Below are 26,303 nucleotides of genomic sequence, written 5' to 3'. Positions count from 1 at the left end.
TCACATCCGGAAGACGCCGAAGCCGCCGCGGGCGCCCTCGACCGGTGCGGTGTGGATGGCGGACAGGCACATCCCGAGGACGGTCCTGGTGTCGCGCGGGTCGATGACCCCGTCGTCGTACAGCCGCCCGGACAGGAACATCGGCAGGGACTCGGCCTCGATCTGCTGCTCGACCATGGCGCGCAGTCCGGCGTCCGCCTCGTCGTCGTACGGGCGTCCCTTCGCGGCCGCCGACGCGCGGGCGACGATGGAGAGCACCCCGGCCAGCTGCTGGGGCCCCATGACGGCGGACTTGCTGCTGGGCCAGGCGAACAGGAAGCGCGGGTCGTAGGCCCTGCCGCACATGCCGTAGTGCCCGGCGCCGTAGGAGGCGCCCATCAGGACGGACAGGTGCGGGACCTTGGAGTTCGAGACCGCGTTGATCATCATCGCGCCGTGCTTGATGATGCCGCCCTGCTCGTACTCCTTGCCGACCATGTAGCCCGTGGTGTTGTGGAGGAAGAGCAGCGGGATGTCGCGCTGGTTGGCGAGCTGGATGAACTGGGCGGCCTTCTGCGACTCCTCGCTGAACAGCACGCCCTGCGCGTTGGCGAGGATGCCGACCGGGTAGCCGTGCAGCCGCGCCCAGCCGGTGACCAGGCTCGTCCCGTACAGCGGTTTGAAAGCGTCGAAGTCCGAGCCGTCGACCAGCCGGGCGATGACCTCGCGCGGGTCGAAGGGCACCTTGAGGTCGCCGGGCACGATGCCGATGAGCTCGTCCTCGTCGTACTTCGGCGGCTCGGCCGGGCCCGGATCGGGGTGCGCCTTGCGCCAGTTGAGGCGGGCGACGATCCTGCGGGCCTGACGCAGCGCGTCCTGCTCGTCGACGGCGAAGTGGTCGGCGAGGCCGGAGCTGCGGGCGTGCATCTCGGCGCCGCCGAGCGATTCGTCGTCGCTCTCCTCGCCGGTGGCCATCTTCACCAGGGGAGGGCCGCCGAGGAAGACCTTGGACTGTTCCTTGATCATGACGGTGTGGTCGGACATGCCGGGGACGTACGCGCCGCCGGCGGTGGAGTTGCCGAAGACGACGGCCACGGTCGGGATGCCGGCGGCGGACAGCCGGGTGATGTCACGGAAGAGCGCCCCGCCCGGGATGAAGATCTCCTTCTGGGACGGCAGATCGGCCCCTCCCGACTCCACCAGGCTGATGCATGGCAGCCGGTTGGCGAAGGCGATCTCGTTGGCCCGCAGGGCCTTCTTCAGCGTCCAGGGGTTGGAGGCGCCGCCGCGTACGGTCGGGTCGTTGGCGGTGATCAGGCACTCGACGCCCTCCACCACCCCGATCCCGGTGACGAGCGAGGCGCCGACGGCGTAATCGCTGCCCCAGGCGGCGAGCGGTGACAGCTCCAGGAACGGGCTGTCCTCGTCGATCAGCAGCTCGATCCGCTCCCGGGCGAGCAGCTTGCCGCGCTTGCGGTGCCGTTCGACGTACTTCTCGCCGCCACCGCCCAGCGCGCCGGTGTGCGCGGCGTCCAGCTCGGCGAGCTTGTCGAGCATGGCGGCGCGGTGGGCGGCGTATTCGGGGCTCGCGGTGTCGAGCCCGGTGGGCAGGACGGTCATGCGTGCACCTCCGGTGCGTCGGCGCTGTCCAGCAGGACCACGGGTATCTCCAGCCGGCGGGAGCGCAGCCACTCCCCCACGGCCTTGGCCTGCGGGTCGAATCGGTGCTGGGCGGCGACCCCTTCGCCGAGCAGCCCGTGGACGGTGAAGTTCAGGGCGCGCAGGTGGGGCAGGACCTGGCGTACGACGGTGAGCGGGCCGGTCTCCGGGAGGAGTTCACGGAAGCGCTCGACGGTCAGCTCGTGGGCCAGCCACCGCCACGCCTCGTCGCTCCGCACCCACACCCCGACGTTGGCGTCCCCGCCCTTGTCGCCGCTGCGGGCACCGGCGACGAGCCCGAGGGGCGCGGTCCGGGTGGGTCCGGCAGGCAGCGGCTCGGGCAGCGCGGGCTGTCCGGTGTCCTCCAGGACCTGCGTCCGGGCCGGCGGCTCCTGCGCCTCGCGCCGCCCGTCGGGGAGCACGGCCACATGCGTCACGTCCCCGGCCGGTACGTACCGCGCCTCGAACACCCCGTAGGGCGCGCCCTTTCCGGGCGGGGCGGTGACGTGGAAACCCGGGTAGCTGCCCAGCGCCAGCTCGATCGCGGCGCCGGACAGGGCGCGCCCGACGGCTTCCGGCTCCTGGTCGCGGACGACGAGCCGCAGCAGGGCGCTCGCGGTCTCCTCGGTGGCGGCGTCGGCCCGGTCGGTACGGGCGAGCTCCCACCGCACCTCGTCCGGCTGCCGCCCGGCGCGCGCGAAGGCGTCCGCGAACTGGTCCCGCACGAGCCGCGCCTTGGCCTCGATGTCGAGCCCGGTGAGGACGAAGACGACTTCGTTGCGCCATCCGCCGAGCCGGGTGAGTCCGGCCTTGAGGGTGGGCGGCGGGGCCTCGCCGCGCACCCCGGAGATCCGGACCCGGTCAGGGCCGTCGGAGGACAGTCGTACGGTGTCGAGCCGGGCGGTGACGTCGGGGCCCGCGTACCGGGCGGAGCCGGTCTCGTACAGCAGCTGGGCGGTGACCGTGCCGATGTCGACGACGCCGCCGGTGCCGTCGTGCTTGGTGATGACGGACGTGCCGTCGGCATGGATCTCGGCGACGGGGAAACCGGGGCGGCGCAGGTCGTGGCCGCGGAAGAAGGAGTAGTTCCCGCCGGTGGCCTGCGTGCCGCACTCCAGGACGTGCCCGGCGACCACGGCTCCGGCGAGCGCGTCGTGGTCCTCGGGGCCCCAGCCGAAGCGGGCGGCGGCGGGTCCGGTGACGAGGGCGGCGTCGGTGACACGGCCGGTGACGACGACATCGGCGCCGGCCCGCAGGCAGGCGGCGATGCCCGCCCCGCCGAGGTAGGCGTTGGCCGTGAGGTATCCGTCGGGGACGGGGAGGCTGTCGCCCTCGACATGGGCGACGCGAACCGGCACGCCCGCCTTCCCGGCCAGCTCGCGTACGGCGTCGGCCAGTCCGGCCGGGTTGAGCCCGCCGGCGTTGGCGACGATCTTCACCCCGCGCTCGTGGGCGAGCCCGAGCCCCTCCTCCAGCTGGCGCAGGAAGGTGGTGGCGTAGCCGCGCGCGGGGTCCTTGAGCCGGCTGCGGCCGAGGATGAGCATGGTGAGCTCGGCGAGGTAGTCGCCGGTGAGGACGTCGAGCGGGCCGCCGGTGAGCATCTCGCGCATGGCGTCGAAGCGGTCGCCGTAGAACCCGGAGGCGTTGCCTATCCGCAGCGGCGGGGTCACCGGTCCGCCTTGCCGGGGCGTCCCGGTCCCGCGGGCCCGGCGAAGGCCTGTGCGATGGAGAGCCAGGTGTCGGCGTCGGCCCCCTCCGCCCGTACGGCGACGTCGTCGCGGTGGACGCGCTGGGTGACGAGCAGGCAGAAGTCGTGCAGCGGCCCGGTGACGCGCTGGGCGGCACCCTCGGGACCGAAGGCGATCAGCTCACCGCCCGGCCCGTCCAGTTCCACCCGGAACTCCTCCGCGGGCGCCTGGATGCCCCGGACGAGGAAGGCGTAGTCCCGCGCCCGGACCCCGATCCGTGCGACGTGCCGCAGACGGGCGGTGGGTGCGCGGGTGACCCCGAGGGCGTCGGCGACGTCCTGCCCGTGCGCCCAGGTCTCCATGAGCCGCCCGGTCGCCATGGAGGCCACGCTCATCGGCGGCCCGTACCAGGGGAACCGGGTCCCGGCGGGCGCCGCCCGCAGGGCTTCCTGGAGCCGCTCCCGGCCGGCGCGCCAGCGGACGAGCAGCGCGTCCGGTGCGTACGCCGCGACGACGTCCTCGGCGGCCCGGTCGACGAAGCCCTCGGGGTCCTCCATCGCCTTCGCGACCTCGTCGCCGAACCGCCCGGGGTCGGTGACGGAGAGCAGCGCGACCTCGTCGGTCCAGCTCAGATGGGCCACCTGATGGGCGACGCTCCACCCTTCGGCCGGAGTCGCCCCCGCCCACTGCTTCTCGCTCGACCCGGCGACGAGCAGGTCGAGTTCCTCGCTCTCGCTGCGCAGGTCGTCGAGCACGGCTGAGGCATCGGACACGGTGCGCTCCCCTCGGGGCGTGGCGGTGTGTCCCGGAGCCTGCCAGGGGGACAGAAAACAATCAAGCATGCTTGCATGATTTTTGACGCGCATTGTTCCCACCGGAAGTTCGCGGTGGGAACGGGGTGCGGGCGGGGGCTATGCGTCCCCGGTCGCCGCCTCCTTCATCCTGAGCGTCGTGCTGGAGCCGTCCAGCGCCTCGCGGATGATGTCGGCGTGGCCGCTGTGGTGGGCGATCTCGCGGAAGATGTGCCACAGGACGTGGCGTACGGTCCACACAACGGGCTCCGGGGGCGACCACGGGTACTCCGGCAGGGTGACCTCACGGTCGAGGTCGGCCTCCTCGCGCACCGTACGGTCGAACGCGGCGGCCGCGGTGTGGAAGGCCTCCAGCAGCTCGGGCAGCTTCTCCGCGTCGGTCATCCGCTGGCCGTCGGGGTCGAGGTCGGCCCAGTCGACCTTGGCCGGGGCGGTGCCCTCGATCACGTCCAGCCAGCCGCGCTGTACGAGCCCGAGGTGCTTCAGGAGACCGCCGAGCGTCAGCTCGCTGACGGTGGTGCGGGCGCGCGCCTGGGTGTCGTCGAGATCCGCGACGGTGTAGAGAAAGTTGGTGCGCTGATCGGTCACGAGCGCGAGCAGATCGTCACGTTCCGGCATGTGTTCCTCCAGGTCGGATATCGCGATCACCCTAGGTTCGAAGACCTGGCCCCGCAGCCGGAACGGGTTCATCCGCCGGGCCGCTCCTCACCGCTTCCGGGCGCCCCGCACCTGGCTGCGCACCGCGCCCATGCTGGCCCCGATGACCAGGGCGATGGCCAGGGCGTCCGTCGTGGACAGGGCCTGGTCGAGGATGAGGAAGCCCGCCGTGGCCGCGATCGCGGGTTCCAGGCTCATCAGGATCGCGAAGGTGTGCGCGGGCATCCGGCGCAGCGCCATGAGTTCGAGGGTGTACGGCAGGACGGAGCTCAGCAGCGCGACGGCCGCGCCCAGCCCGAGCGTCGCCGGGACCAGGAGCTTGGAGCCCGCCTCCATGACGCCGAGCGGCAGGGTGAGGAGGGCGGCCACGACCATCGCCAGGGCCAGCCCGTCGGCCTGCGGGAAGCGACGGCCGGTGCGGGCGCTGAAGACGATGTACGCGGCCCACATGACACCCGCGCCGAGCGCGTAGGCGGCGCCCACCGGATCGAGCCGGTCGAAGCCCCCGCCGCTGAGCAGCAGGACCCCGCCCAGCGCGAGGGCGGCCCAGACCACGTTGACCAGCCGGCGCGAGGCGAACACCGACAGGGCGAGCGGGCCCAGCACCTCCAGGGTGACGGCGGCCCCGAGCGGGATGCGGTCGGCGGCCTGGTAGAAGAGCGTGTTCATCCCGGCCATCGCGACACCGAAGGCCACCACCGTGCCCCAGTCCGCGCGCGAGTGGCCGCGCAGCTTCGGGCGGCAGACGGCGAGCAGGACGAGCGCGGCGACGGCGAGGCGCAGTGTGACGACACCGAGGGCGCCGGCCTTCGGCATCAGCAGCACCGCGACCGCCGAACCGAACTGGACGGAGAGCCCGCCCGCGACCACCAGGGCGATCGGGGCGAGCGCCGCCCGCCGCCCGCCGGCGCGAGTCCGGTCACCCGCCGCGCCCTGCTCACCGAGGGCGGTGACCGCCTCCGGTACGGCGACGGCTGCGGCCTGCTCTGCGGCGGTGCCCTGGTTGTTCACCTGTGGCCTGACTTCCTGAGGTTCGGGTCGACAGGCAGTGCAACGCAATGCACTACCCCATGGAACACACTGCACTCATCCAGCACAGTCCATCCCTTTACCGTAGAGACCCGCGCGCGGCACGTGAAATGCCGATTGGGCTCCCGTTATGCTTCCCGCGCATGAGCACAGGACAGGGCGCGGGCAGGGACTCGGGCAAGGACATGGGCCGGGGCATGGACCGGGGCATGGACCGGGCTCCGGGCCGGAACACCGGCCGCGGGGTCGAGGTCCGCCATCTGCGCGCCTTCCTCGCCGTCGCGGACGAGTCCAGCATCACCCGGGCCGCCTCCCGGCTCCGGATCACCCAGCCCGCCGTGTCCCGGACCCTGGCCGCCCTGGAGCAGCACCTCGGCGTCCTGCTCGTCGACCGCTCCACCCACCACCTCGCCCTCACCGCCGAGGGCGTCGCCTTCCGCGACAAGGCGGCCGCCGCGGTCGCCGCGTTCGACGAGGCGCTGGACTCCGGCGGGCTGCGCCGGTGGCCGCTGCGGCTCGGGCACGCCTGGTCCGCGTTCGGCCCGTACACCACACCGCTGCTCCGCACCTGGCAGGAGCGGTATCCGCAGACCCCGCTGGAACTCCTGCGGATCGACGACCGCACCGCCGGGCTGACCCGGGGCGAGGTCGATGCCGCGCTGCTGCGCGGCCCCGTCGACACACCCGGGCTCGTCACGGAGGTGCTGTACGAGGAGGAGCGGGTCGCGGCCGTGGCGGCGGACAGTCCGCTCGCCGCCCGCACCACGCTCCGGCTCGCCGACCTGGCGAGCGGCACCGTCGTCCTGAACACCGTCTCCGGCACCACCGCCCTCGACCTGTGGCCGCCGTCCACCCGGCCCGCCGCCACCCTGACCGTGGCCAACACCGACGACTGGCTGACCGCCATCGCGGCGGGCCGGGGCGCGGGGATCTCGGCCGCCTCGACCGCGGGCATGCACCCGCACACCGGTGTCGCCTACCGCCCGCTCACCGATGCCCCGCCCGTCCCGGTGCTCCTCGCCCGCCGCGACGCACCCGGCCATCCGGCACTGGCCGATCTCGCCGCGCTGGCCCGCGAGATCGTGGCGCAGGACCCTCCCGAATGAGGGAATTTCGCCGTACGGAGGCGCAGTTGAGGTCCTGTGAGAACGACTGAGAGGCACGCAACGAGGGGGACCCATGACGGACCACAGCTCCACGAACGTCACCGTGCACGGCACCGTCGCCGCGGGCTACGAGCCGGTGCGGGAGGAGTTCGCCGCCGTACTGGCCGAGGAGCCCAATGAACCGGGCTCGCAGCTCACCGTCCACCGGGACGGCCGGCAGGTCGTCGACCTCTGGGCCGGCGAGGGCATGGACGGCGACTCACTGCCCGCCGTCTACTCCTCCACCAAGGGCGCGGCCCACCTCGTCGTCGCCCTGCTCGTGCAGGACGGGACGCTCGGCCTGGACCGTACGGTCGCCTCGTACTGGCCGGAGTTCGCGGCCGAGGGCAAGGGTGGCGTGACACTGCGGGAACTGCTGGGCCACCGCTCCGGAGTGATCGGCGTCGAGGGCGGCTTCACCGAGGAGGAACTGGCCGACGACCGGGTGCTCGCGGCCCGGCTGGCGGGACAGGCCCCGTTCTGGGAGCCGGGCAAGGAGTACGGGTACCACGCGCTGGTCATCGGCGCGCTCACCGGTGAGGTGGTGCGGCGGGCCACCGGGCGTTCGATCCAGGAGCTCTTCGAGGAGCGTGTCCGCGCCCCGTACGGCCTGGACCTCTACCTGGGCCAGCCCGCCGGGCTGGAGCCGCGCTACGTCGCCATCCGGCCCATGAACCCGACGCCGGAGCAGGCGGCGGAGATCGCCGCACGCCCCTTCGACCCGAAGGGACTGTCCGCGGTGGCCTTCAACGCCCCTACGGACATGGTCGCGTGGATCAACAAGCCGTTCGTTCGGGCGCTCGGCCCGGCCTCGGCGGGCGGGGTCGGTTCGGCGCGCGCACTGGCCGGGATGTACGCCGCCACGCTCTCGGAGTTCGCGGGCCGGCCCGCACTGCTCAAGCCGGAGACCCGCGCCGAATTCGCCCGCCTCGGCCTCGCCGGCACCGACCGGGTGACCCTGGAGACGGACCACTTCGGCCTCGGCTTCGAACGGCCGCACACGGCCTACCCGTCGCTGGGCGAGGACGCGTACGGCCACTGCGGCGCGGCGGGCTCACAGGCGTTCGCGGACCCGGCGAGCGGGATCGCATACGGGTACACGCGGCGCCGCTTCGCCTACCCGGGCGGGGCGGCCCCGGAGAACGAGCGCCTGGTCGCGGCGGTGGTGAAGGCGGCGCAGTCGAGCCCCGCCGGCCCCTGACGAGTGGGGCGAGATCAAGCCCCTCAGGCGATTGAGGAGCGGGGCCGACGCCAAACCCCTCTGGCCGCAGCCGAGCAGGGGCCGAATCAAGCCCCTCCGGCGATTGAGGAGCGGGGGTCCGGGGGCAGCGCCCCCGGCTCCAGCCCCTGGGCCAGCACCTCCGCGAGGTGCCGCGCCCGCACCCCGCCCACCTGACCCAGCTGCGTCCGGCACGAGAACCCGTCCGCCAGGATCTCCGCGCCCGGAGGCGCGTCCCGTACCGCCGGCAGCAGCGCATCCTCCGCGCACGCCACCGACACCTCCCAGTGCCCGCGCTCGAAGCCGAAGTTGCCCGCCAGGCCGCAACAGCCGCCCGCCAACTCACCGTCCAGCCCAGCCCGTTCACGCAGCCGGCGCTCCGCCCCGTCGCCCAGGACCGCGTGCTGGTGGCAGTGCGTCTGGCCGGTGACGGGGCGGTCCAGGCGGGGCGGGGCCCAGTCGGGGGCGTACTCCTCCAGGTACTGCGCCAGCGTACGGACGGAGGCGGCCAGTTCGGCCGCACGCGGGTCGTCGGCCAGGAGCTCCGGGAGGTCCGTGCGGAGCGTCGCCGCGCAGCTCGGTTCGAGGACGACCAGGGGGTCGCCGAGGATGCCGCCCAGCCGGTCCAGGGTGCGGCGCATCACCTTGCGGGCGCGGTCCAGCTGGCCGGTCGAGACGTAGGTGAGGCCGCAGCACAGTCCGCGGCCGGCCGGGATCACCCGGCGGCCCGTCGCCTCCAGGACCCGCACCGCCGCCCGGCCCACTTCGGGCGAGAGGTGCTCGGTGAACGTGTCGGGCCAGACCAGGGCCACCTGATCGTTGGAGAGGATGAACGTCCCCTTGCCCCAACGCCGGTTCAGCCACCGGGTGAACGTCTCCCGCGCCAGGACCGGGATTCCGCGTTCCGGTGCGATGCCCGCCAGCCGCTTCGCCAGGGCGGCGAGCGGCCGCACCCGGGCCGACGCGTTCAGCGCGCCCGCGAAGGGGGATGCCAGGCGCAGCCACAGCGGCAGCCATCCCATCGCGTAGTGGGCGGCCGGGCGCAGCCGCCGCCGGTAGTGGTGGTGCAGGAACTCCGCCTTGTACGTGGCCATGTCGACGCCCGCCGGGCAGTCGCTGCGGCAGCCCTTGCAGGACAGGCACAGGTCGAGCGCGTCCCGCACCTCCGTCGAGCGCCAGCCGTCCGTGATCACCCCGCCCGCGGTTCCGGCCAGCATCTCGTGGAGCAGCCGGGCCCGGCCGCGCGTGGAATGGGCCTCCTCGCCCGTCGCGCGGAAGGACGGGCACATCACGGACGGGCCCGGCACCTCCGTCGTACGGCATTTGGCGACGCCGACGCATCTGCGTACCGCCGCCGAGAAGTCGCCGCCGTCGTGCGGGTATCCGAAGGCCACATCGACGGGTTTCCGCGGCAGGACGTCGAAGCGGAGGTTCTCGTCGAGGCGGGCCGGGCGGGCGAGGATGCCCGGGTTCATGCCGCCGTCGGGGTCCCACAGGTCCTTGAACCGGCCGAAGAGGGCGACGAGTTCGTCCCCGTACATCCGGGGCAGCAGTTCGGCGCGTGCCTGGCCGTCGCCGTGCTCGCCCGACAGCGAGCCGCCGTGGGCGACGACGAGCGAGGCCAGCTCCTCGGAGAAGCGGCGGAAGCGGGCCACGCCCGCGCCGCTGAGCAGGTCGAAGTCGATACGGACGTGGATGCAGCCGTCGCCGAAGTGCCCGTACGGCGTGCCGCGCAGGCCGTGTTCGGCGAGCAGGGCGCGGAAGTCGCGGAGGTAGGGGCCGAGCCGGGCGGGCGGTACGGCGCAGTCCTCCCAGCCGGGCCAGGCCTCGCTGCCGTCCGGCAGCCGGGTGGCGGTGCCGGCCGCGTCCTCCCGGATCCGCCACAGGGCCCGCTGCCCGGCCCGGTCGGTGACGACGGCGGCGTCCACGGCGTCCGGGGACGCGGCGCGCACGATCCGTTCGGCGTGGGCCCGCGCCTCGGCCGGGGTGGCGCCGCCCGTCTCGGCGAAGAGCCAGGCGGCGCCGCGCGGCAGCCCGGCCGGTTCGCGTACGAGGTCGGCGGCCATGCCCTCGACGGTCAGCGGGTGGTGCGGGAGGAGGCCGGGGGCGGCCTCGGCGGCGGCGGACTCGTCGGCGTAGCCGAGGACGGCGAGCGCGCGGGCGGCGGGCGCCTCGACGAGCCGCAGCGTCGCCTCCGTCACCACGCCGAGTGTGCCCTCGCTGCCGCAGAACGCGCGGGCGGGGTCGGGGCCGCGTTCGGGCAGCAGGGCGTCCATGGCGTAGCCGGAGATGCGGCGCGGGAGTCCGGGGAATCCGGTGCGCAGGAGGGCGAGGTGGGCGGCGACGAGTTCATGGAGTCCGGCGGGGCCCTCCGCGCCCCGGGCCAGGCGCAGGGTGTCGCCGCCGTAGCGGGCGACGGTCAGGGCGTGGACGTTGTCGGCGGTGGTGCCCCAGGCGACGGAGTGCGAGCCGCAGGAGTTGTTGCCGATCATGCCGCCGATCGTGCAGCGGCTGTGGGTGGAGGGGTCCGGGCCGAAGGTGAGCCCGTGCGGGGCGGCGGCGGCCCGCAGGTCGTCCAGGACGACGCCCGGCTGGACGACGGCCGTCCGGGAGCCGGGGTCCAGTTCGGTGATCGAGCGCAGATGGCGGGTGAGGTCGAGGACGATCCCGGTGCCGGTGGCCTGGCCGGCGATGGACGTACCGCCGCCGCGCGGCACCACGGGCACCCCGTGCGCACGGCAGACGGCGAGCGCGGCGGCGATGTCGTCGGCGTCGCGCGGGGCGACGACGCCGAGGGGAACCCGGCGGTAGTTGGAGGCGTCCATCGTCGTCAGCGCCCGTGCGGTGGCGTCGAACGCGACCTCACCGCGCACGGCGGACCGCAGTGCGCGCTCGAGCGCGGCGCGGACGGTGTCGTCCGGGGCGTTCTCGGCGTCCCCGGCGTCGCGGGGGGCGGTGCTCGGACTGCGGGGGGCGGTGCTCGGGTCACGGGAGGCCATCGGAACAGAATGCCGCCGGTCGCCCCGTACGGCCGTCCGGCGCCGCGCGATTCTGCCGAATGCGGCAATACGTCGGATTCGATCAGACCCTCGAATGCAAACGCACCAAAGACCACCACAAGTTATTCCCATACAGAACGTCAATTCTCATATAGTGACCAAGACTTGTCTGGGAATCATGTGCTCCACTTGTCGCAATTTGATCCCCGCAGTCCCTACTGGCCCGAACCGTCCCGTCCGTCACCGTCCGCCCACCAAGGACTCCGATTGCGCCCCTCAACCCGGCCGACCGCACTGGCCCTGCTGGTCACGGCGGCCCTCACCGGATCCCTGTGCGCGTGGGCGACCGCCGCCGCCCCCGACTCGGCCAGGACCGCAGTGGCGTGGGGGGCGAGCGCCGCCGCCGTGCTGTTCTGTGCCGCCGTCGCCACCGCCGTCCACGCCCGTGGAGCGGTACGCCGGCTGCGGGAGATGAACGCCGCCGAGAGCGGCCGCTTCACCGCGGAGACCTCACGCATGGTGTCGGCGTCCGCCGCCGAGGCTCAGCGGTTCACCGCCGAAACGGCCCGTATCAAGGCTGCCGCGGCCACCGAGACGGCCAGGATCACCGCGGAGGCCCTGGCCGATTCCGGGCGCCTGACCGCCGAGAACGCCCGGCTCAAGGCCCGGGTGTCCCGCAGCGAGACGGAGCGGTCGGCCGCCATCGCCTCCTGCGCCAACGCCGCCGGCCGGATGCAGGCCCTGGCCACGAGCATGCTCGCCGACCTGCGCGAGATGGAGCACCGGCACTCCGCCGAGGACGTCCTGGGCGATCTGCTGCACCTGGACCACCGCACCGCCCAGGCGGGCCGGCTGGCCGACTCCGTCGCCGTGCTGACCGGTGCGCGCTCCGGCCGGCGCTGGGCGAAGCCGATCGTCATGGAGTCCATCCTGCGCGGCGCGATGGGCCGGATCAGCGGCTACCAGCGCATCCGTCTGCACTCCACCAGTGATGTCGCCGTCGCCGGTCACGCCGCCGAGGGCGTCATGCACGCACTGGCCGAACTCCTGGACAACGCGGCCAACTTCTCACCGCCCACGGCCGAGGTCCATGTGTACGTGGAGGAGGTGCCGTCCGGGATCGTGCTGACCGTCGAGGACAGCGGTCTGGTCATGAGCGATGTGCAGCTGCGCCGCGCCGAACGCGCCGTCACCGCCGACGAGAAGGACCTGACCGGTCTCTCCGGCACCCGGCTCGGACTGGCCGTCGTCGGCCGGCTGGCCCGCAAGCACGGACTGACGGTCTCCTTCCGGCCGTCGGCACGCGGCGGCACCGGCGCGCTGATGATGCTCCCGCAGGAGATCATCACCCGCACCCCGGCACCGGTCCCGGACCCCGTCACGGAGCCCGCCGCCGAACCGGCCGCCGCCCCGCGCGAGCCGGAGCCGGTCCACACCTCCGGTACGGACGGAGCCGGCCGGGCCCGCACCCCGGACGGATCCCGCGACCAGGAGCCCCTGCGCTCCGACTCCGGGTCGGACACCACCGGCAACCTCCCCCGGTTCGGCGACAGCGGCCTGCCCAAGCGCTCCCGGGGCCGCACGCTGGCCGCCGCCGAGTCCCGCACCAGGCCGGCCACCGCCGCCGACACCGCCGCCCCGGACGACGGCACCGGCCCGGACGACGCACCGCCGCCCCGGCCGCGTACGACCGATCCCAAGGACCAGGCTGCCCGCTTCAGCAGCTTCCGCCAGGCCGTACGGCCCACCTCCCCGCACCCGGAAGGCAACACCCGATGACCGCGACCACCGACGAGAAGCTCAACTGGCTGCTGGAGGGGCTCCTCGAACGGACCCCCGGCGCCCGTCACGCCCTCGTGCTCTCCAGGGACGGCCTCAAGCTGTGCCGCACCCCCGAGCTCTCCGTCGACCAGGCGGACCAGCTGGCCGCGATCTCGGCCGGCATCCAGAGCCTCTCGCACGGTGCCTCCATCGAGTTCGGCAACGGCACCGGTGGCGTACGGTCCGCCATGGCCGAGTTCTACGGCGGAGTGCTGTTCATCGTGGAGGCGGGTGCCGGCGCCCATCTCGCGGTCATCGCCTCCGAGAGCGCCGATGTCGGCCTCGTCGGCCACAACATGAGCGAGCTCGTCGAGCAGCTCGGCGAGCACCTCGTCGCCCCGCCGCGGGAGACCGCCGGGGCGCCCGGGGTCTCGGGACCCGCCGAGACCGCGACCGTATGACCCCCCGCCCCCGCCCCGGCAGGGACGACGACCCGGACCGGCTGTACACCCTCACCGGTGGCCGCAGCCGGTCCGATTCGGCGGCCTTCGACCTGGTCACGCTGGTGGTCTCCGAGTGCGAGCCGTCACCCGGCATGCAGTCGGAGCACGTGGCGATCCTGCGGATGTGTGAGCGGCCCACCGCGGTCGTCGAGATCGCCGCGAGTCTGGACCTGCCCGTCAGCATCGTGCGCATCCTGCTGTGCGATCTGCTCGACACCGGCCGGATCAGCGCCCGTCACCCGCGTACCGCCCGCGTCGCGGACCGGCTCCCCGCCCCCGACATCCTGGAACAGGTGCTCGTTGGACTCCGCAACCTCTGACCGTGCCGCCCTGCAGGCCACGGCCGACAACGGACTGAAAATAGTCGTGGTCGGCGGCTTCGGGGTCGGCAAGACCACCATGGTCCGATCCGTGAGCGAGATCCGTCCGCTCAACACGGAGGAGACGATGACCCGTGCGGGCGAGGCCGTCGACCACCTCGACGGTGTGCAGTCGAAGACGTCCACCACCGTCGCCTTCGACTTCGGCCGGATCACGCTCGACGAACGCTCGGTGCTGTACCTGTTCGGCGCACCCGGCCAGGAACGCTTCTGGTTCCTGTGGGACCGGCTGTTCTCCGGGACCCTGGGTGCCGTCGTCCTCGTCGACACCCGGCGCCTCGCCGACTCCTGGTACGCCATCGACCGGCTGGAGCACCACGGCACGCCGTTCATCGTGGCGTGCAACGACTTCGGCGGCCCGCTCCACACCGAGCAGCAGATCCGGGAGGCGCTCGACATCTCCCCGGACGTACCGCTCGTGGAGTGCGACGCACGGGACCGGTCCTCCAGCAAGTACGTGCTGATCACGCTCGTCGAGCATCTGCACAAGATGTCCGCCGCCCGCGCCGAGGAGACCAGCGCGTCCGCCGTCCCCGCGGACGACGACCCGGCCCTCGCCGCCCTGACCCGGGAGCCCACTTCGTGAACAAGTGCCCCCACGCGGACGCGGCCGGTGCCGGCTCCGACCCCATCCATCTGTACAGCGAGCGGTTCCAGGGCGAACCCGGCCGGCTGTACCGGGAGATCAGGCGCGACCACGGTCCGGTCGCCCCGATCGTCCTGCCCGGCGACATCCCCGCCTGGCTCGTCCTCGGCTACCGCGAGCTGCACCAGCTCACCGGGGACCCGGTGCTCTTCAGCCGCGATTCGCAGCTGTGGAACCAGTGGCCCGCCATCCCGGACGACTGGCCCCTGATGCCGATGATCAGCCGGGACCAGCCGTCCATCCTCTACACGGTCGGCGAACGCCACAGCCGTCGCTCCGCGATGATCTCCGACGCACTGGAGACGGGGAACCCGTTCGAACTGAAGAAGAGCACCGAGGAGTTCGCCGACGAACTCATCGACGCCTTCTGCTCGGCGGGCACCACCGACCTCATCGCCGAGTACGCGATGCTGCTGCCCGTACGGGTGCTGGCCAAGCTCTACGGCTTCGCCGACGAGCAGGGCCCCGCCCTCGTCACCGCGATGAACGACATGATCAACGGCGGGCCGACCGCGCTGGCCGGCCAGCGGCACATCGCCGAGTCCGTGTACCGGCTGCTGGCCGAACGGGGCGCCGAGCCCGGCGACGACGTAGCCACCCGGATGCTCGCCAACACCGCCGGTTTCACGGACGACGAGGTCGCCCGGGACATGATGGTGATGATGGCCGCCGGGCACCAGCCGACCTCCGACTGGATCGGCAACTCGCTGCGGCTGATGCTCACCGACGACCGGTTCGCCGCCTCGCTCTCCGGCGGCCGGCACAGCGTCGGCGAAGCCATGAACGAGGTCCTGTGGGAGGACACCCCCAGCCAGAACATCGCGGGCCGCTGGGCCAGCCGCGACACCCACCTCGGCGGCCGCCACATCAAGGCCGGCGACCTGCTCGTCCTCAGCCTGGCCGGGGCCAACTCCGACCCGCAGGTCCGCACCGACGGGTCCACGCTCACCGGCGGCAACAACGCCTTCTTCGCCTTCAGCCACGGCGACCACCGCTGCCCGTTCCCGGCGCAGGAGACCGCCGAGGTCATCGCCCGTACGGCCATCGAGGTCATCCTCGACCGCCTCCCCGACGTCGACCTCGCCGTCCCCGCCGACCGGCTGACCCGGCGCCCCTCCCCGTGGCTGCGCGGGCTGACGGACCTGCCGGTGCGCTTCACGCCCACCCCCGCCCTTGGAGGCCAGAGATGACCGCGACCACGACCGAACCGAACGGGACCGACGGCCAGGACCGCATCGTCCTGGACCCGTTCGTCACCGACCTCGCGGGCGAGAGCGCACGGCTGCACGCGGCGGGCCCGCTCGTACGGGTGGAACTGCCCGGCGGCGTACCCGTCTACACCGTCACCCACCACGCCGAGGCGAAGGCGCTGCTCACCGACAGCCGCCTGGTCAAGGACATCAACGTCTGGGGTGCCTGGCAGCGCGGCGAGATCCCGATGGACTGGCCGCTGATCGGCCTGGTCAACCCGGGCCGCACCATGCTCACCGTGGACGGCCCCGAGCACCGGCGGCTGCGCGGCCTGGTCGCCCAGGCGCTCACCGTGCGGCGGGTGGAGCGGCTGCGCACCGGCATCGAGGCGCGCACGAAGCTGCTGCTGGACCGGCTGGCGGAGCGCCCGGCGGGCGAAACGGTCGATCTGAAGGCCGAGTTCGCCTACCCGCTGCCGATGAACGTGATCAGCGAACTCATGGGCATCGACTCCACCGACCTGCCCCGGATGAAGGAACTCTTCGACAAGTTCTTCTCCAACCTGACGCCGCCCGCCGAGGTGCCGCAGATGATGGCGGACATCCACACCCTGTTCTCGCGGATCCTCGACGAGAAGAAGGAGTCCCCGGCCGACGACCTGACCGGGGCCCTGATCACCGCGTCCGAGGACGGCGACCACCTCACCGACGACGAGATCCTCAACACCCTGAAGCTGATCATCGCGGCCGGGCACGAGACGACGATCAGCCTGATCGTGAACGCCGTCGTGGCGCTCCAGAGCCACCCCGAGCAGCTGCGCGCTGTGCTGGCCGGCGAGGTGAGCTGGGACGGTGTGATCGAGGAGACGCTGCGCTGGGCGCCGCCGACCTCGCACATCCTGATCCGGTTCGCCACGGAGGACATCGAGATCGGCGACCGGGTACTGCCCAAGGGCGAGGGCGTCATGACCTCGTTCGCAGCCCTCAGCCGGGACGAGCAGCAGTGGGGGCCGACGGCGACGGAGTTCGACGCCACCCGCTCCCCCAACCGCCACATCTCCTTCGGCCACGGCCCGCACGTCTGCCCCGGCGCCGCGCTGTCCCGGCTGGAGGCGGCCGTCGCCCTGCCCGCGCTGTACGAGCGCTTCCCGGACCTGGCCCTGGCCGTTCCGGCGGGCGAGCTGCGCAACAAGCCGATCGTGACCCAGAACGACCTGTTCGAACTCCCCGTCACCCTGCGCTGACCGGGCGGGCGGCGGGGCACCACGGTGCCCCGCCGCCACCGCCGCCCGGTCCACGGACCGGATCGCGCGTCTCACCCGACGGACGGTGTCGGTGGCCGCCGCACCGAGGGGCTACGCTCCGACTCGTGGCCGACATCCAGATTCCCGCTGACATCAAGCCCGCCGACGGACGCTTCGGCGCCGGTCCTTCCAAGGTGCGGACGGAGGCGCTCGACGCGCTGGCCGCCACCGGAACCTCTCTGCTCGGTACGTCCCACCGCCAGGCCCCGGTGAAGAACCTGGTCGGCGCGGTACGTGACGGAGTGCGCGACCTCTTCTCCCTCCCCGAGGGCTACGAGGTGATCCTGGGCAACGGCGGCTCCACCGCCTTCTGGGACATCGCGACGCACGGTCTGATCGAGTCGAAGTCCCAGCACCTCAACTTCGGTGAGTTCTCCTCGAAGTTCGCGAAGGCCGCCAAGCTCGCCCCGTGGCTGGCCGACCCGACCGTCATCGCCTCCGCCCCGGGCACCCACCCGGATCCGCAGGCCGAGGCGGGCGTCGACGTCTACGCCTTCACGCACAACGAGACCTCGACCGGTGTCGCGGCTCCCGTCAAGCGCGTCGCGGGCGCCGACGAGGGCTCCCTGGTCCTGGTGGACGCCACCTCCGGCGCGGGCGGCCTGCCCGTCGACATCACCGAGACGGACGTCTACTACTTCGCCCCGCAGAAGTCCTTCGCCTCCGACGGCGGCCTGTGGATCGGCGTCTTCTCCCCGGCGGCCCTGGAGCGCGCGGCCCGTGTCCACGCCTCCGGCCGTCACATCCCGGAGTTCTTCTCGCTGCCGACGGCGATCGACAACTCCCTCAAGAACCAGACGTACAACACCCCGGCCCTGTCCACGCTCTTCCTCCTGAACGAGCAGCTGACCTGGATGAACAGCCAGGGCGGCCTGGACTTCACCACCGGCCGCACGGCAGCCTCCTCCGGCCACCTGTACGGCTGGGCCGAGGAGTCCAAGTACGCGACCCCGTTCGTCACCGACGCGGCGAAGCGCTCGCAGGTCATCGGCACGATCGACTTCGCGGACGAGATCGACGCCGCCGCGATCGCCAAGGCGCTCCGCGCCAACGGCATCGTCGACACGGAGCCGTACCGCAAGCTGGGCCGCAACCAGCTGCGCGTCGCGATGTTCCCGGCGATCGACCCGTCGGACGTCCAGGCGCTGACGGCGTGCATCGACTACGTGATCGAGAAGCTGTAACGCCTCCGCACCTGAGAAACGGCCCTGCGCACACGCCCGTGTGTACGCAGGGCCGTTCTGCTTCACTCGGCGGAGTGAGGGCGGCGCCTGCCCGCCGCATACGGGCACACCGTCCTACGATGATGCTCTCGACACCAGCCATTCCAGGAGGCCCGCAATGTCTGCAGCAGCAGCCGAGCACCCCTGTGAAGACGAGCCGGAACTGTCGTTGCTCGAAGAAGCCAACGAGCTCGCGGAGCAGCTTCCCGGTCGTCGAGTCGAGATCATCGGAGGCGTCATCACCGTGGCCCCACCCCCGGACGGCCCGCACGCCCGCGCCCTGACCAAGCTCATGCGGCCGTTCATCGCGGCCGGACTCGACGACGGGGACTCGGCAGTCCTCCAGGGCATCGGCCTCTGGCTGCCGGGCGGCCCCGAGGACTACGCCATCCCCGACCTCGCGATCGTCGACGCCGATCTCGACGAGCACAGGCTCGAGAACAACTGCTACGACCCGGCCGTCTTCCGCCTCGTCCTGGAGGTCACCTCCAGCAACTACAAGAGCGACCTACGGCACAAGGTCGCCACGTACGCCGAGGCCAAGATCCCCGTCTACGTGATCCTCGACCGCAAGCACGGCCGGGTCCACGTCCTGACCGAGCCCGTAGGCGGCGCGTACGACCGCCACGAGGTCTACGCCCCCGGCCAGGAAGCCCCGCTCCCCGACTCGATCGGCGCCGAGGTGGTCCTGGACGTCGCCGAGCTGATCAAGGCCGGCCGCGCCCGGCACTGACGTACGCGGCCCCGGCTGTCAGCGCCGGTTGCTTTCGACCCGGCCACCGAGGACATGACGATCGCCCCGGACGAGACGACCGCGGACATCCTGGCGTTCTACGACCGCGCCCGCACCGCCGCCGACCGGGCCGTCGAGGCGACGGACCTGGACACGACGGGCACGTCGTGGAACGGGCGGACGGTGTCGATGCGCTGGGTCCTCATCCACATGCTGGAGGACGTCGTACGGCACGCCGGGCACATGGACATCGTCCGTGAACTGATCGACGGGGCGACGGGCGACCACCTGCGGTGACCGCGCCGGGCGGCATCAGCCGGTGGACAGCCGCCACCGCTCCTCGCCGTCCTCCCACTCACCGGTCCGCACCAGCCCCGCCGCCGCGGCCACCGCGGCGGACGCGGCGTGGTCGGGGTGGATGTGGGCGATGACGGTACGCACCGCGCCCCCGTCCCGCAGATGCGCGACGAGGCCCGTCGCCGCCTCCTTGGCGTACCCGCGGCCCTGCCACTCGGCCCCGATCACCCAGGCGATCTCCGCCTGCGCACCGGCCGTGTCCACCGACGCCTGTACGTACCCGGCGAGGCGGTCCTCGCCCCGGACCCCGAGCACCCAGTTCCACCAGAGTTCGCCCGGGTCCGGTGAACCGGCGGTCTGCCGTACGTAGCGGGCCCGCAGCTCATCGGCGGTCTCCGGGGCGCCGCCGGTGTAGGTGTGCAGGGCCGGGTCGGCGAGTACGGCCGACATCTCGTCCGCGTACGCCACCCGCAGGGGCAGGGCGTCGAGGCGGGGGGTGGCGAAGGGGACGGGGCTGGGCGTCGTTCGAGTATCCATGTCCGCACGACCCTACACATGACCCGTTCACGCTCGGTCAGTCCTTCCGGCGCCGCCTGCCCAGGAACAGCAGCAGCCCGATCCCGGCGAGCACGGCGACGCCCGTCAGCGTGGTGCCCTTCACCGGTGAACCGTCACCGTCAGCCGCGCCGCCCGCGCCGGCGGACGACGGCGACTTCCCGCCCGGACGGTCCGACCCGCCGCCCCCGCCGTTCTTCAGGTCCACCCGCTCCACACTGCTCCGCTCCCCCTCGGAGCCGTACATCAGCGCCGAGCCGTCCGCCGTGTACGTCACCGACTCGGACTGCGGGAGCAGCGGCGACTCCACCGGGTAGTCCTTGCCGAGCCTGCCGTTCGCGAAGGCGTAGCCGCGCGCGCTGAAGTACGAGCGCAGCACCAGCTCTTTGCCGTCGGGCGAGAACGCGCCGTCCGTCACCCACGGCACCTCCCCCACCCGCCGGAACACGTTGTCCGCACCGGCGGTGAGCTTCGCGGGGCCCTCGTACAGCCCGCCGCCGCCTTCCTTCTTCGAGGCGATGTACACACGGCCGGTCTTCGGGTGGACCATCAGCGCCTCGGCGTTGCGCGGGCCGTCGGCGTACTTCACATCGAACTGGGTGGCCCGCACCGTCGCGTCCCGCAGCTCCTTCGGCTCGGGGAAGCGGTAGATCCAGACGTGGTTCCAGCTGCCGTCCAGGTTGTCGCCGATGTCACCGACGTACAGATTGCCGTCGGGCCCCAGCGAGATCGCCTCCACGTCGCGCGGCTCCCCCACGCCCTTCATGGTGATCGTCGCGACGGTCTTCCCGGTCCGGGAGTCGACGGCGAAGACGTACGGCCCGTCGTCGCTGTCGTTGTGCGTCCAGTAGATGCCCGGGTGGGCGCGGCTGGCGGCCAGACCGCTGGACTCGGTGATCCGCGGGTCCTCGATCGTGAAGCTCCGGTCGGCGTCTCCGCCGTCGGCCACGGCAGGCGCGGCCGACGCGAAGGACGCGAAGGACAGGAGTGCGACGGCGGGAACGGTCAGTCGGTACGAACGCATGGCACAAGTGTCCATCGTCACGTCGCAGGCCGGAGCCATGATCCGCCATGATGGCGCCATGCGTTTCATGTTCGTCGGCGATTCCATGACCATCGGACGCGCCGGCGACTTCACGTGGCGCTACCGCATGTGGCAGCACCTGGAGGCGTCCCCCGACGCGTCCCTCGACGGTCCGTACGAGATCGTCGGCCCGCGCACCGAGCTGTACGACTCCGGTACGGGCACGCCCGTCTCGTCCGCGTACGCCGCCCCTGACTTCCCCGCCGACGCCCGCCGCCACCTGGCCGGCTGGGGCGAGGGCTGGCTGCACATGGCCCCGGTGATCGCGGACACGGTCGCCGAACACCGGGCGGACGTCCTGCTCGTCTCGCTGGGCCTGATAGACCTCGGCTTCTACACGGACAGCGAGCAGACCGCGGCGAACGCCCGCGCGTTCCTCGCCGCGGCCCGCACCGCGAACCCGCACATCAGATGCGTGCTGCTCCCCGTCATACCGAACGTCCGGGCGGAGTCCGACGCCCCCTTCGCCGCCGAGTGCGACCGCTTCAACGAACTCCTCGCGAAGGCCGTCGCCGACCTCGACACCGCGACGTCCCCGATCCTGCTGGCGTCCCGCCCGCAGGGTTACGACATCCACACGGACACCTACGACGGCACCCACCCCGGCCCGTCCGGCGAGCACCGCCTCGCGGCCGCGTACGCCGACGCGATGCACCAGGCGTGGGGGCTGGGCGGTCCGTACGCGTGGGCGGCGGACCGCCCCCTCATCCCTTCGCCGTCGGCTTCGCCCGTACGTGCATCCGCTCCCCCTGCGGTCCGAACAGGCTGAGGAACTCCACCGGCTCCGGCCCGGCGGCTCCCCACCAGTGCGGGGTGTGCGTGTCGAACTCGGCCACCTCCCCCGCCGTCAGCACCAGATCGTGCTCCCCCAGCACGAGGCGCAGCCGCCCCGAGAGCACGTACAGCCACTCGTACCCCTCGTGCACCCGCTGCTCGACCGGCCCCTCCGTGCCCGTCGCACCCGGCATGACCTGCTTGTACGCGTTCACCCCGCTGAGGTGCCGGGTCAGCGGCACGAAGGTCATGCCGTGCCGCTTGAAGGGCCGGAAGGTGACGCGCGGGTCCCCGGTGTCCGGGGCGCCGACCAGCTCGTCCAGCTGCACCCCGTACGCCTTCGCCAGCGGGAGCAGCAGCTCCAGGGTGGGCTTGCGGCCGCCGGACTCCAGCCGGGAGAGCGTGCTGAGCGAGATCCCGGTCGTCTCGCTCAGCTGCGCCAGCGTCGTGCCGCGCTCGGTGCGCAGGGCGCGCAGTCGCGGCCCGACGCCGGTGAGGACGGAGGTGAGCTCGTCGTCCCCCATCGCACTCGTGTCTGCCCCGGACCCGGTTCTGCCGTCATCTACTGCCATGACTCCATTTGCCGACCCGGCAAGCGGTGTTGTCAACCGGAGACGTCCACAGGTCCTCCCGCCGGTCCGATCATGGCCATGGACAGCCGGGTGAACTCGCTGGTCAGCCATGCGGGCGGCACCTGCCGCGGGCGGCGGCCGTGGTGCGCGAGGAGCTCGTCGACGGACCGCGTCAGCACCTTCACCACCACGGCGAGGTTGCCGTCGACCCCGTGCCCGCGCCCCCTGGCCCGCTCGGCCTCCTGGGTCAGGAACTCCACCCACACCGAACGCCACATCGTCAGGTGCTCGTCCATCTCCCTGCTCACCCCGAGCACCTCGACGAACGCCACCCTCGCATCCCGTGGATCCCGCGTGACGGCCTGCACATAGGCGTCGAAGAGTCTGTGGACCCGCTCCTCGGTCGGGCAGGTCTCCATGCCCTCGGTGGACAGCTCCACCTCGGACGCCCGCATGCCCCGCGTCGCCACCTCGTCGTACAGATCGACGAGCAGCGCCTCACGCGACTCGAACTCGCGGTGGAACTCCCACACTTCCACCTGCGCGGCCGCGCACAGATCACGTACTCCTGTGTGGGCGTAGCCGTACATGGCGAACAAGGTCCGCCCGGCTTCCATGAGTTGCGCACGCGCCCACGCAGGGTCCCGCGCCGCCCGTACTCCGCTCCACGGCTCCATCACGGCATCCGCCATCGCTCCTCCTCGGTCCGCCGTCCAGGCCCCCGAACCCACTCTCCTCGCTCCAGGGCGCCGATGGCGGAACCGCCACACTGCGAACGGTCGTACGCCTCACTCGGCGGCGGTCGCGTCTGCCGCCTGAAGTGCGGCAACCCGCTCCCGCCACGGCACCGCCACGGGCGCCTCATAGTCGTCACCCAAAGGAGGCGGCTCATACTTGACCGTGTGCGCCTCCCATGCGGCCTCCTGCCTGCACGGCCGGCACACCCTCTCGTCCTCCCTGGGCCGGAAGACGTGCTCGGCACCCTCCTCCTGCGCCTCGCACGCGATGAACTCCCTGACCGGAGGCGGGGCGGGAGCGGGCGGCTCCACTCGCAGGGGCTCCGGCATCAGGGCTTCCAGCCGCTTGGCCAGGAACCCGAGCGGAAACCGCACCCCGCCCTCGGGCAGCCCCCTGCTGAGTGCGAGCCGCAACCCGGCCGCATCGACCCCGCGCCGCAGCCATTCGGCAGCCGCCCCGGCCAGACCCCGGGCCTCACGAGCGCCGAGACGCAGCTGGGGGTCGGCATGTCGCAGAGAGAGCAACACGCGCTCGGCCTGGATGACTTGCGGGTCCGTGGGCTGGGGATCCGGATCGGGCTCGGGCCTGGACTCGGGCTGGGACTCGAACTCGGGCTCGGGCTCGGGCTCGGGCTCGGGCTCCGCGGTTTCGTCCGCAAGCTTCGGCTCTTCGGTGGGTGGGTGGGCGGAGTTCTTCTCCCGTTCTTCACCCTTGGGTAGGTAACCACCGACCGACCGAGTACTCGGATGACCGACCGTCGGATAGTGCTCACTCGGTCCCACCTGCGGCGATTCCACTCTTTTGTCATGAATGCGCCGGGCCTCGCGGTCCGTGAGCGGAACATTGGACATGAGCTGATCGGTCACCCAGAGCCCGCCGCCGTCCTGGCGCCGCCACTCGTGAACGAACCCGTGCTCCTTGAGCTGCCCCTTGGCCTTCTGGTAAGCGCGCCCTTTCAGGCCGAGCCTCTTCGCGTGCTCACCGAGGGGCTTACCGGCCCACTTCTCGGGGAGGCCCTGCACGTAGGCGATCAGGATCTTCGCGTCGCTGTTGAGCTTCGGATGACGGATGACATCGTGCGACGCCTTCACGTAGCCGTAGGACGGCGAGATAGCATGGCAGAGCATTCTCGGTGGACCTCTGATCCATCGCGGGGTGAAGGCCCTCGGCATACGGTGTTGGTAGCACCGCCGGGGGCCGCCCCATGCGCTGAAGCGCACGGAGCGTAATAACGCGATCACCGTACAGCAGGTTTCTCTTCGTTCACCACCTCCAGCAGCAGCTCGAACAGCAGTTCCGCGTCCACGAACGGGACTTGAGCGGTGGGCAGCGAACGCCAGTCCAGCGGATACGTCAGCCCGTGCAACGCGGGCACCCCGACGAAAGCGGCCCTCTCCCTCGTCAACGCCTCGGCCCCGGCGGGCCATCGGTGACCGGAGGCACCTCCCGGCGGCAGCAGGAAGTACATGCTCCGCTCGCCGATCCGTGAGCGGATGACGGGACCGGCCTGGAAATCGGTGAACTGCATGATCTCGTACGCGACTTGCTCGCCCAGAATGCCGATGATCCGTACGGCGTCGAAGTGAATCCCGGCGTGACGCAGGGCGTGCCCGGTCGCGGGAATCCAGGAGGGCATCAGGTCCGGTGAACTTTTCTGTTCCATACGGACAGCGTCGACGCTCACACGTACCGTGACCAGGGACACAAGGCGTCTGTGCACTGTTGTGCACTTGGGGGTCAGGCTGTGCATTCCAGTAATAACGGGGGCGGCAACGCCGAGATGTTCGGGGCGCTGTTGCGGCACTATCGCGAACGGGCCGGACTCTCTCAGGAGGGGTTGGGGCTGAAGATCGGTTTCTCCAAGTCGCAGGTGGCGATGGTGGAGCGGGGGCAACGGCCGCCCAAGGGGAACTTCACCGAACGCGCTGATGCAGTACTCGGCACGCATGGGGCACTGACTGTTGCAGCCGGAAAGTTGACCTTCAGCCATCTTGCCTCCTGGTTCGAACCGTTCGCCGATGAGGAGCGCACTGCCAGAGCGCGGCATGAGTACGAGACCCATGTCGTGCCAGGCCTCTTGCAGACCGAGGCACACGCCCGCGTCGTGTTCAGCGGCGCCTGTCCATCCCTCGACGACGACCAGATCGAAGGCAGAATCGCCTCCCGCCTCGCGCGGCAGAGCATGTTGACCCGTAAGCCTGTACCGGACATCAGCTTCGTCCTGGAACTCGGCACGCTCACTCGCCCCATCGGGGGGCGGAAAGTTCACCGTGAACAGCTTGAGCACATTCTCGATATCGGCGCACTGCGCCACGTGCACATGCAGGTGATGCCGCCACAGCGGGAGACACACGGCGGCCTGAGCGGGCCGTTCGTACTGCTGGAGACCGAGGACCGACGGCGGCTGGCATACCTAGAGGTCCAGACGAGTAGCTTCCTCGTCCGCGAACAGCCGCATCTGGGAACGCTGTTCGACAGGTATGGCATTCTGCGGGCACAGGCTCTCAGCCCCGAAGAGTCTCGACAGTTGATCGAACAGATGGCCAAGGAACTATGAGCGACAGACTGACGTGGTCCAAGAGCAGCTACAGCAGCGAAGACAGTGGCAACTGCGTAGAGGTGGCCACCTGCCCCCACGCCATCCACGTACGCGACTCCAAGGACCTCGCCGTCCCCGCCCTCACACTCTCCCCCGCCGCCTGGGCGGCCTTCCTCAAGCACACGGTGGTATAGCTCGATGACGACCTGGTTCGACGAACTGCCCGAGGTCCTGACCAGGGCCGACTTCGGAGCCCTGGTGGGGCGCCCGCCGCGCAGCATCGAGCTGATGGGGTACAGGGGCCTGGTCGCCGATCCCGCGTACCGCAATCGCAACAAGCTCGTGTGGGACGAGGAGACCGCGATCGGCTGGTTCCGCTCCCTGCACAACCACGCGGTCATCGTGCCGGCCAACGAGCAGGCCATGCTCGACCTCGCCGCGCACCGTGCGTACATCTGCCCGCTCGACAGCAAACACGTGGCCCTCGCCCGCCCCCGGATACTCGTGATGTACCAACGGGGCGGCGCAGGAACGGTCTTCGGGGTCGACGCGGTGGAGACCATCAACCAGGAGATCGACGGAACCCGCAGCGCGAGCCCGCAGACGCGGCAGATCCTGCGTGACGGGGAGCCCCTGGACAGGTACGCACACCGATGGACCGTGTTCCACCTCAGTGAGGCCGGCGCGATCGGCACGATCACTCCGGCCATCCAGCAGGGCCGCTACCTGCGCGTGGACGACGTCCTGGACGCACTGACGTCCGGCCATCTCTCGGTCCCCACGCTCGACGAGGCGTTCCCTTCCCGGAAATGACCCG

Annotated in this window: 26 protein-coding genes and 1 pseudogene; 15 read left to right on the top strand and 12 right to left on the bottom strand. The window is 71.7% G+C overall.

All coding sequences use genetic code 11. The annotated features are described in order from the left end of the window. The 5 genes from OG782_RS21350 to OG782_RS21330 form a co-directional block, all read right to left on the bottom strand. Entirely contained in the window at positions 1-1,599 is a 1,599-nt protein-coding gene (locus OG782_RS21350; protein WP_406453308.1) for an acyl-CoA carboxylase subunit beta, read from the bottom strand. After that, a complete protein-coding gene (locus OG782_RS21345; protein ID WP_406453306.1) occupies positions 1,596-3,308 on the bottom strand; it encodes an acyclic terpene utilization AtuA family protein in 1,713 nt (570 codons plus the stop codon). Before OG782_RS21345 ends, OG782_RS21350 begins: the two co-directional genes overlap by 4 nt. Further along, complete coding sequence (locus tag OG782_RS21340) at positions 3,305-4,099, bottom strand: TIGR03084 family metal-binding protein (protein WP_406453304.1); 795 nt, start codon at positions 4,097-4,099, stop codon at positions 3,305-3,307. The genes OG782_RS21345 and OG782_RS21340 overlap by 4 nt, the downstream gene beginning before the upstream one ends. Positions 4,100-4,237: 138 nt before the next feature. Beyond that, entirely contained in the window at positions 4,238-4,828 is a 591-nt protein-coding gene (locus tag OG782_RS21335) for a DinB family protein (protein WP_406453302.1), read from the bottom strand. A 15-nt stretch (positions 4,829-4,843) separates the two neighbouring features. Next, positions 4,844-5,806, bottom strand: a complete 963-nt coding sequence (locus OG782_RS21330) for an EamA family transporter (protein WP_406453300.1) — start codon at positions 5,804-5,806, stop codon at positions 4,844-4,846. A 215-nt stretch (positions 5,807-6,021) separates the two neighbouring features. Between OG782_RS21330 and OG782_RS21325 the strand changes: the two genes are divergently transcribed. Next, positions 6,022-6,930, top strand: a complete 909-nt coding sequence (locus tag OG782_RS21325) for a LysR family transcriptional regulator (protein WP_406459184.1) — start codon at positions 6,022-6,024, stop codon at positions 6,928-6,930. Between the two features lie 73 nt (positions 6,931-7,003). After that, positions 7,004-8,170 (top strand): serine hydrolase domain-containing protein, encoded by a 1,167-nt coding sequence (locus tag OG782_RS21320; RefSeq protein ID WP_406453298.1) that lies wholly within the window; start codon positions 7,004-7,006, stop codon positions 8,168-8,170. A gap of 86 nt (positions 8,171-8,256) precedes the next feature. Here OG782_RS21320 and OG782_RS21315 read toward each other — a convergent pair whose 3' ends face one another. After that, positions 8,257-11,187, bottom strand: a complete 2,931-nt coding sequence (locus tag OG782_RS21315; protein WP_406453296.1) for an FAD-binding and (Fe-S)-binding domain-containing protein — start codon at positions 11,185-11,187, stop codon at positions 8,257-8,259. A 267-nt stretch (positions 11,188-11,454) separates the two neighbouring features. On the opposite strand from OG782_RS21315, the gene OG782_RS21310 reads away from it, so the two are divergent. From OG782_RS21310 to OG782_RS21270, 9 genes and pseudogenes are all read left to right on the top strand, one after another. Continuing rightward, the gene (locus tag OG782_RS21310) at positions 11,455-12,966 is read left to right on the top strand and encodes a sensor histidine kinase (protein ID WP_406453294.1); all 1,512 of its coding nucleotides are present in this window, start codon (positions 11,455-11,457) and stop codon (positions 12,964-12,966) included. After that, positions 12,963-13,409, top strand: a complete 447-nt coding sequence (locus OG782_RS21305; RefSeq protein WP_406453292.1) for a roadblock/LC7 domain-containing protein — start codon at positions 12,963-12,965, stop codon at positions 13,407-13,409. The genes OG782_RS21310 and OG782_RS21305 overlap by 4 nt, the downstream gene beginning before the upstream one ends. Next, positions 13,406-13,771, top strand: a complete 366-nt coding sequence (locus tag OG782_RS21300; protein WP_406453290.1) for a DUF742 domain-containing protein — start codon at positions 13,406-13,408, stop codon at positions 13,769-13,771. Before OG782_RS21305 ends, OG782_RS21300 begins: the two co-directional genes overlap by 4 nt. Next, the gene (locus OG782_RS21295) at positions 13,752-14,417 is read left to right on the top strand and encodes a GTP-binding protein (protein WP_406453288.1); all 666 of its coding nucleotides are present in this window, start codon (positions 13,752-13,754) and stop codon (positions 14,415-14,417) included. Before OG782_RS21300 ends, OG782_RS21295 begins: the two co-directional genes overlap by 20 nt. After that, on the top strand, positions 14,414-15,667 hold the full coding sequence (locus OG782_RS21290) for a cytochrome P450 (RefSeq protein WP_406453286.1): 1,254 nt from the start codon (positions 14,414-14,416) through the stop codon (positions 15,665-15,667). The genes OG782_RS21295 and OG782_RS21290 overlap by 4 nt, the downstream gene beginning before the upstream one ends. Next, entirely contained in the window at positions 15,664-16,911 is a 1,248-nt protein-coding gene (locus tag OG782_RS21285) for a cytochrome P450 (RefSeq protein WP_406453284.1), read from the top strand. Before OG782_RS21290 ends, OG782_RS21285 begins: the two co-directional genes overlap by 4 nt. Before the next feature lie 125 nt (positions 16,912-17,036). Further along, positions 17,037-18,155: a phosphoserine transaminase gene (serC, locus tag OG782_RS21280; protein WP_406453282.1), complete on the top strand. Its 1,119-nt coding sequence runs from the start codon at positions 17,037-17,039 to the stop codon at positions 18,153-18,155. A gap of 157 nt (positions 18,156-18,312) precedes the next feature. Then, positions 18,313-18,927, top strand: coding sequence for a Uma2 family endonuclease (locus tag OG782_RS21275; protein WP_406453280.1), 615 nt, complete (start codon positions 18,313-18,315; stop codon positions 18,925-18,927). Positions 18,928-18,951: 24 nt separating this feature from the next. Next, positions 18,952-19,224, top strand: a pseudogene (locus OG782_RS21270) (DUF664 domain-containing protein); the annotation flags it as partial. A 15-nt stretch (positions 19,225-19,239) separates the two neighbouring features. Here the strand turns inward: OG782_RS21270 and OG782_RS21265 are convergent. Both OG782_RS21265 and OG782_RS21260 read right to left on the bottom strand, forming a co-directional pair. Then, a complete protein-coding gene (locus OG782_RS21265; protein WP_406453278.1) occupies positions 19,240-19,761 on the bottom strand; it encodes a GNAT family N-acetyltransferase in 522 nt (173 codons plus the stop codon). Positions 19,762-19,798: 37 nt separating this feature from the next. Next, on the bottom strand, positions 19,799-20,803 hold the full coding sequence (locus OG782_RS21260; RefSeq protein WP_406453276.1) for a WD40 repeat domain-containing protein: 1,005 nt from the start codon (positions 20,801-20,803) through the stop codon (positions 19,799-19,801). Positions 20,804-20,861: 58 nt separating this feature from the next. Between OG782_RS21260 and OG782_RS21255 the strand changes: the two genes are divergently transcribed. Beyond that, the gene (locus OG782_RS21255) at positions 20,862-21,632 is read left to right on the top strand and encodes a GDSL-type esterase/lipase family protein (RefSeq protein WP_406453274.1); all 771 of its coding nucleotides are present in this window, start codon (positions 20,862-20,864) and stop codon (positions 21,630-21,632) included. Here the strand turns inward: OG782_RS21255 and OG782_RS21250 are convergent. The 4 genes from OG782_RS21250 to OG782_RS21235 form a co-directional block, all read right to left on the bottom strand. Continuing rightward, positions 21,568-22,161 (bottom strand): helix-turn-helix domain-containing protein, encoded by a 594-nt coding sequence (locus tag OG782_RS21250; RefSeq protein ID WP_406453272.1) that lies wholly within the window; start codon positions 22,159-22,161, stop codon positions 21,568-21,570. The genes OG782_RS21255 and OG782_RS21250 overlap by 65 nt on opposite strands. A gap of 80 nt (positions 22,162-22,241) precedes the next feature. Next, positions 22,242-22,901 (bottom strand): TetR/AcrR family transcriptional regulator, encoded by a 660-nt coding sequence (locus OG782_RS21245; protein ID WP_406453270.1) that lies wholly within the window; start codon positions 22,899-22,901, stop codon positions 22,242-22,244. Positions 22,902-22,997: 96 nt separating this feature from the next. Further along, entirely contained in the window at positions 22,998-24,074 is a 1,077-nt protein-coding gene (locus tag OG782_RS21240) for a hypothetical protein (RefSeq protein WP_406453268.1), read from the bottom strand. A 110-nt stretch (positions 24,075-24,184) separates the two neighbouring features. Further along, positions 24,185-24,610 (bottom strand): hypothetical protein, encoded by a 426-nt coding sequence (locus OG782_RS21235; RefSeq protein WP_406453266.1) that lies wholly within the window; start codon positions 24,608-24,610, stop codon positions 24,185-24,187. Positions 24,611-24,727: 117 nt separating this feature from the next. Here OG782_RS21235 and OG782_RS21230 point away from each other — a divergent pair, with 117 nt between their 5' ends. Genes OG782_RS21230 through OG782_RS21220 form a run of 3 tightly spaced genes read left to right on the top strand, consistent with a single transcriptional unit; the run spans position 24,728 to position 26,299 of the window. After that, positions 24,728-25,504 (top strand): helix-turn-helix domain-containing protein, encoded by a 777-nt coding sequence (locus OG782_RS21230; RefSeq protein ID WP_406459182.1) that lies wholly within the window; start codon positions 24,728-24,730, stop codon positions 25,502-25,504. Then, positions 25,501-25,680, top strand: coding sequence for a DUF397 domain-containing protein (locus tag OG782_RS21225; protein WP_406453264.1), 180 nt, complete (start codon positions 25,501-25,503; stop codon positions 25,678-25,680). The genes OG782_RS21230 and OG782_RS21225 overlap by 4 nt, the downstream gene beginning before the upstream one ends. 4 nt (positions 25,681-25,684) lie before the next feature. Beyond that, positions 25,685-26,299 carry a hypothetical protein gene (locus OG782_RS21220; RefSeq protein WP_406453262.1) on the top strand — a complete coding sequence of 205 codons (615 nt, stop codon included), beginning with the start codon at positions 25,685-25,687 and terminating at the stop codon, positions 26,297-26,299. Positions 26,300-26,303 lie beyond the last annotated feature (4 nt).

Source organism: Streptomyces sp. NBC_00876, assembly GCF_045207435.1.
In the GTDB taxonomy this organism is placed as follows: Bacteria; Actinomycetota; Actinomycetes; order Streptomycetales; family Streptomycetaceae; genus Streptomyces.
Note: the sequence above shows the minus strand (reverse complement) of the source record. Positions and strands in the feature narration are given on the sequence as shown.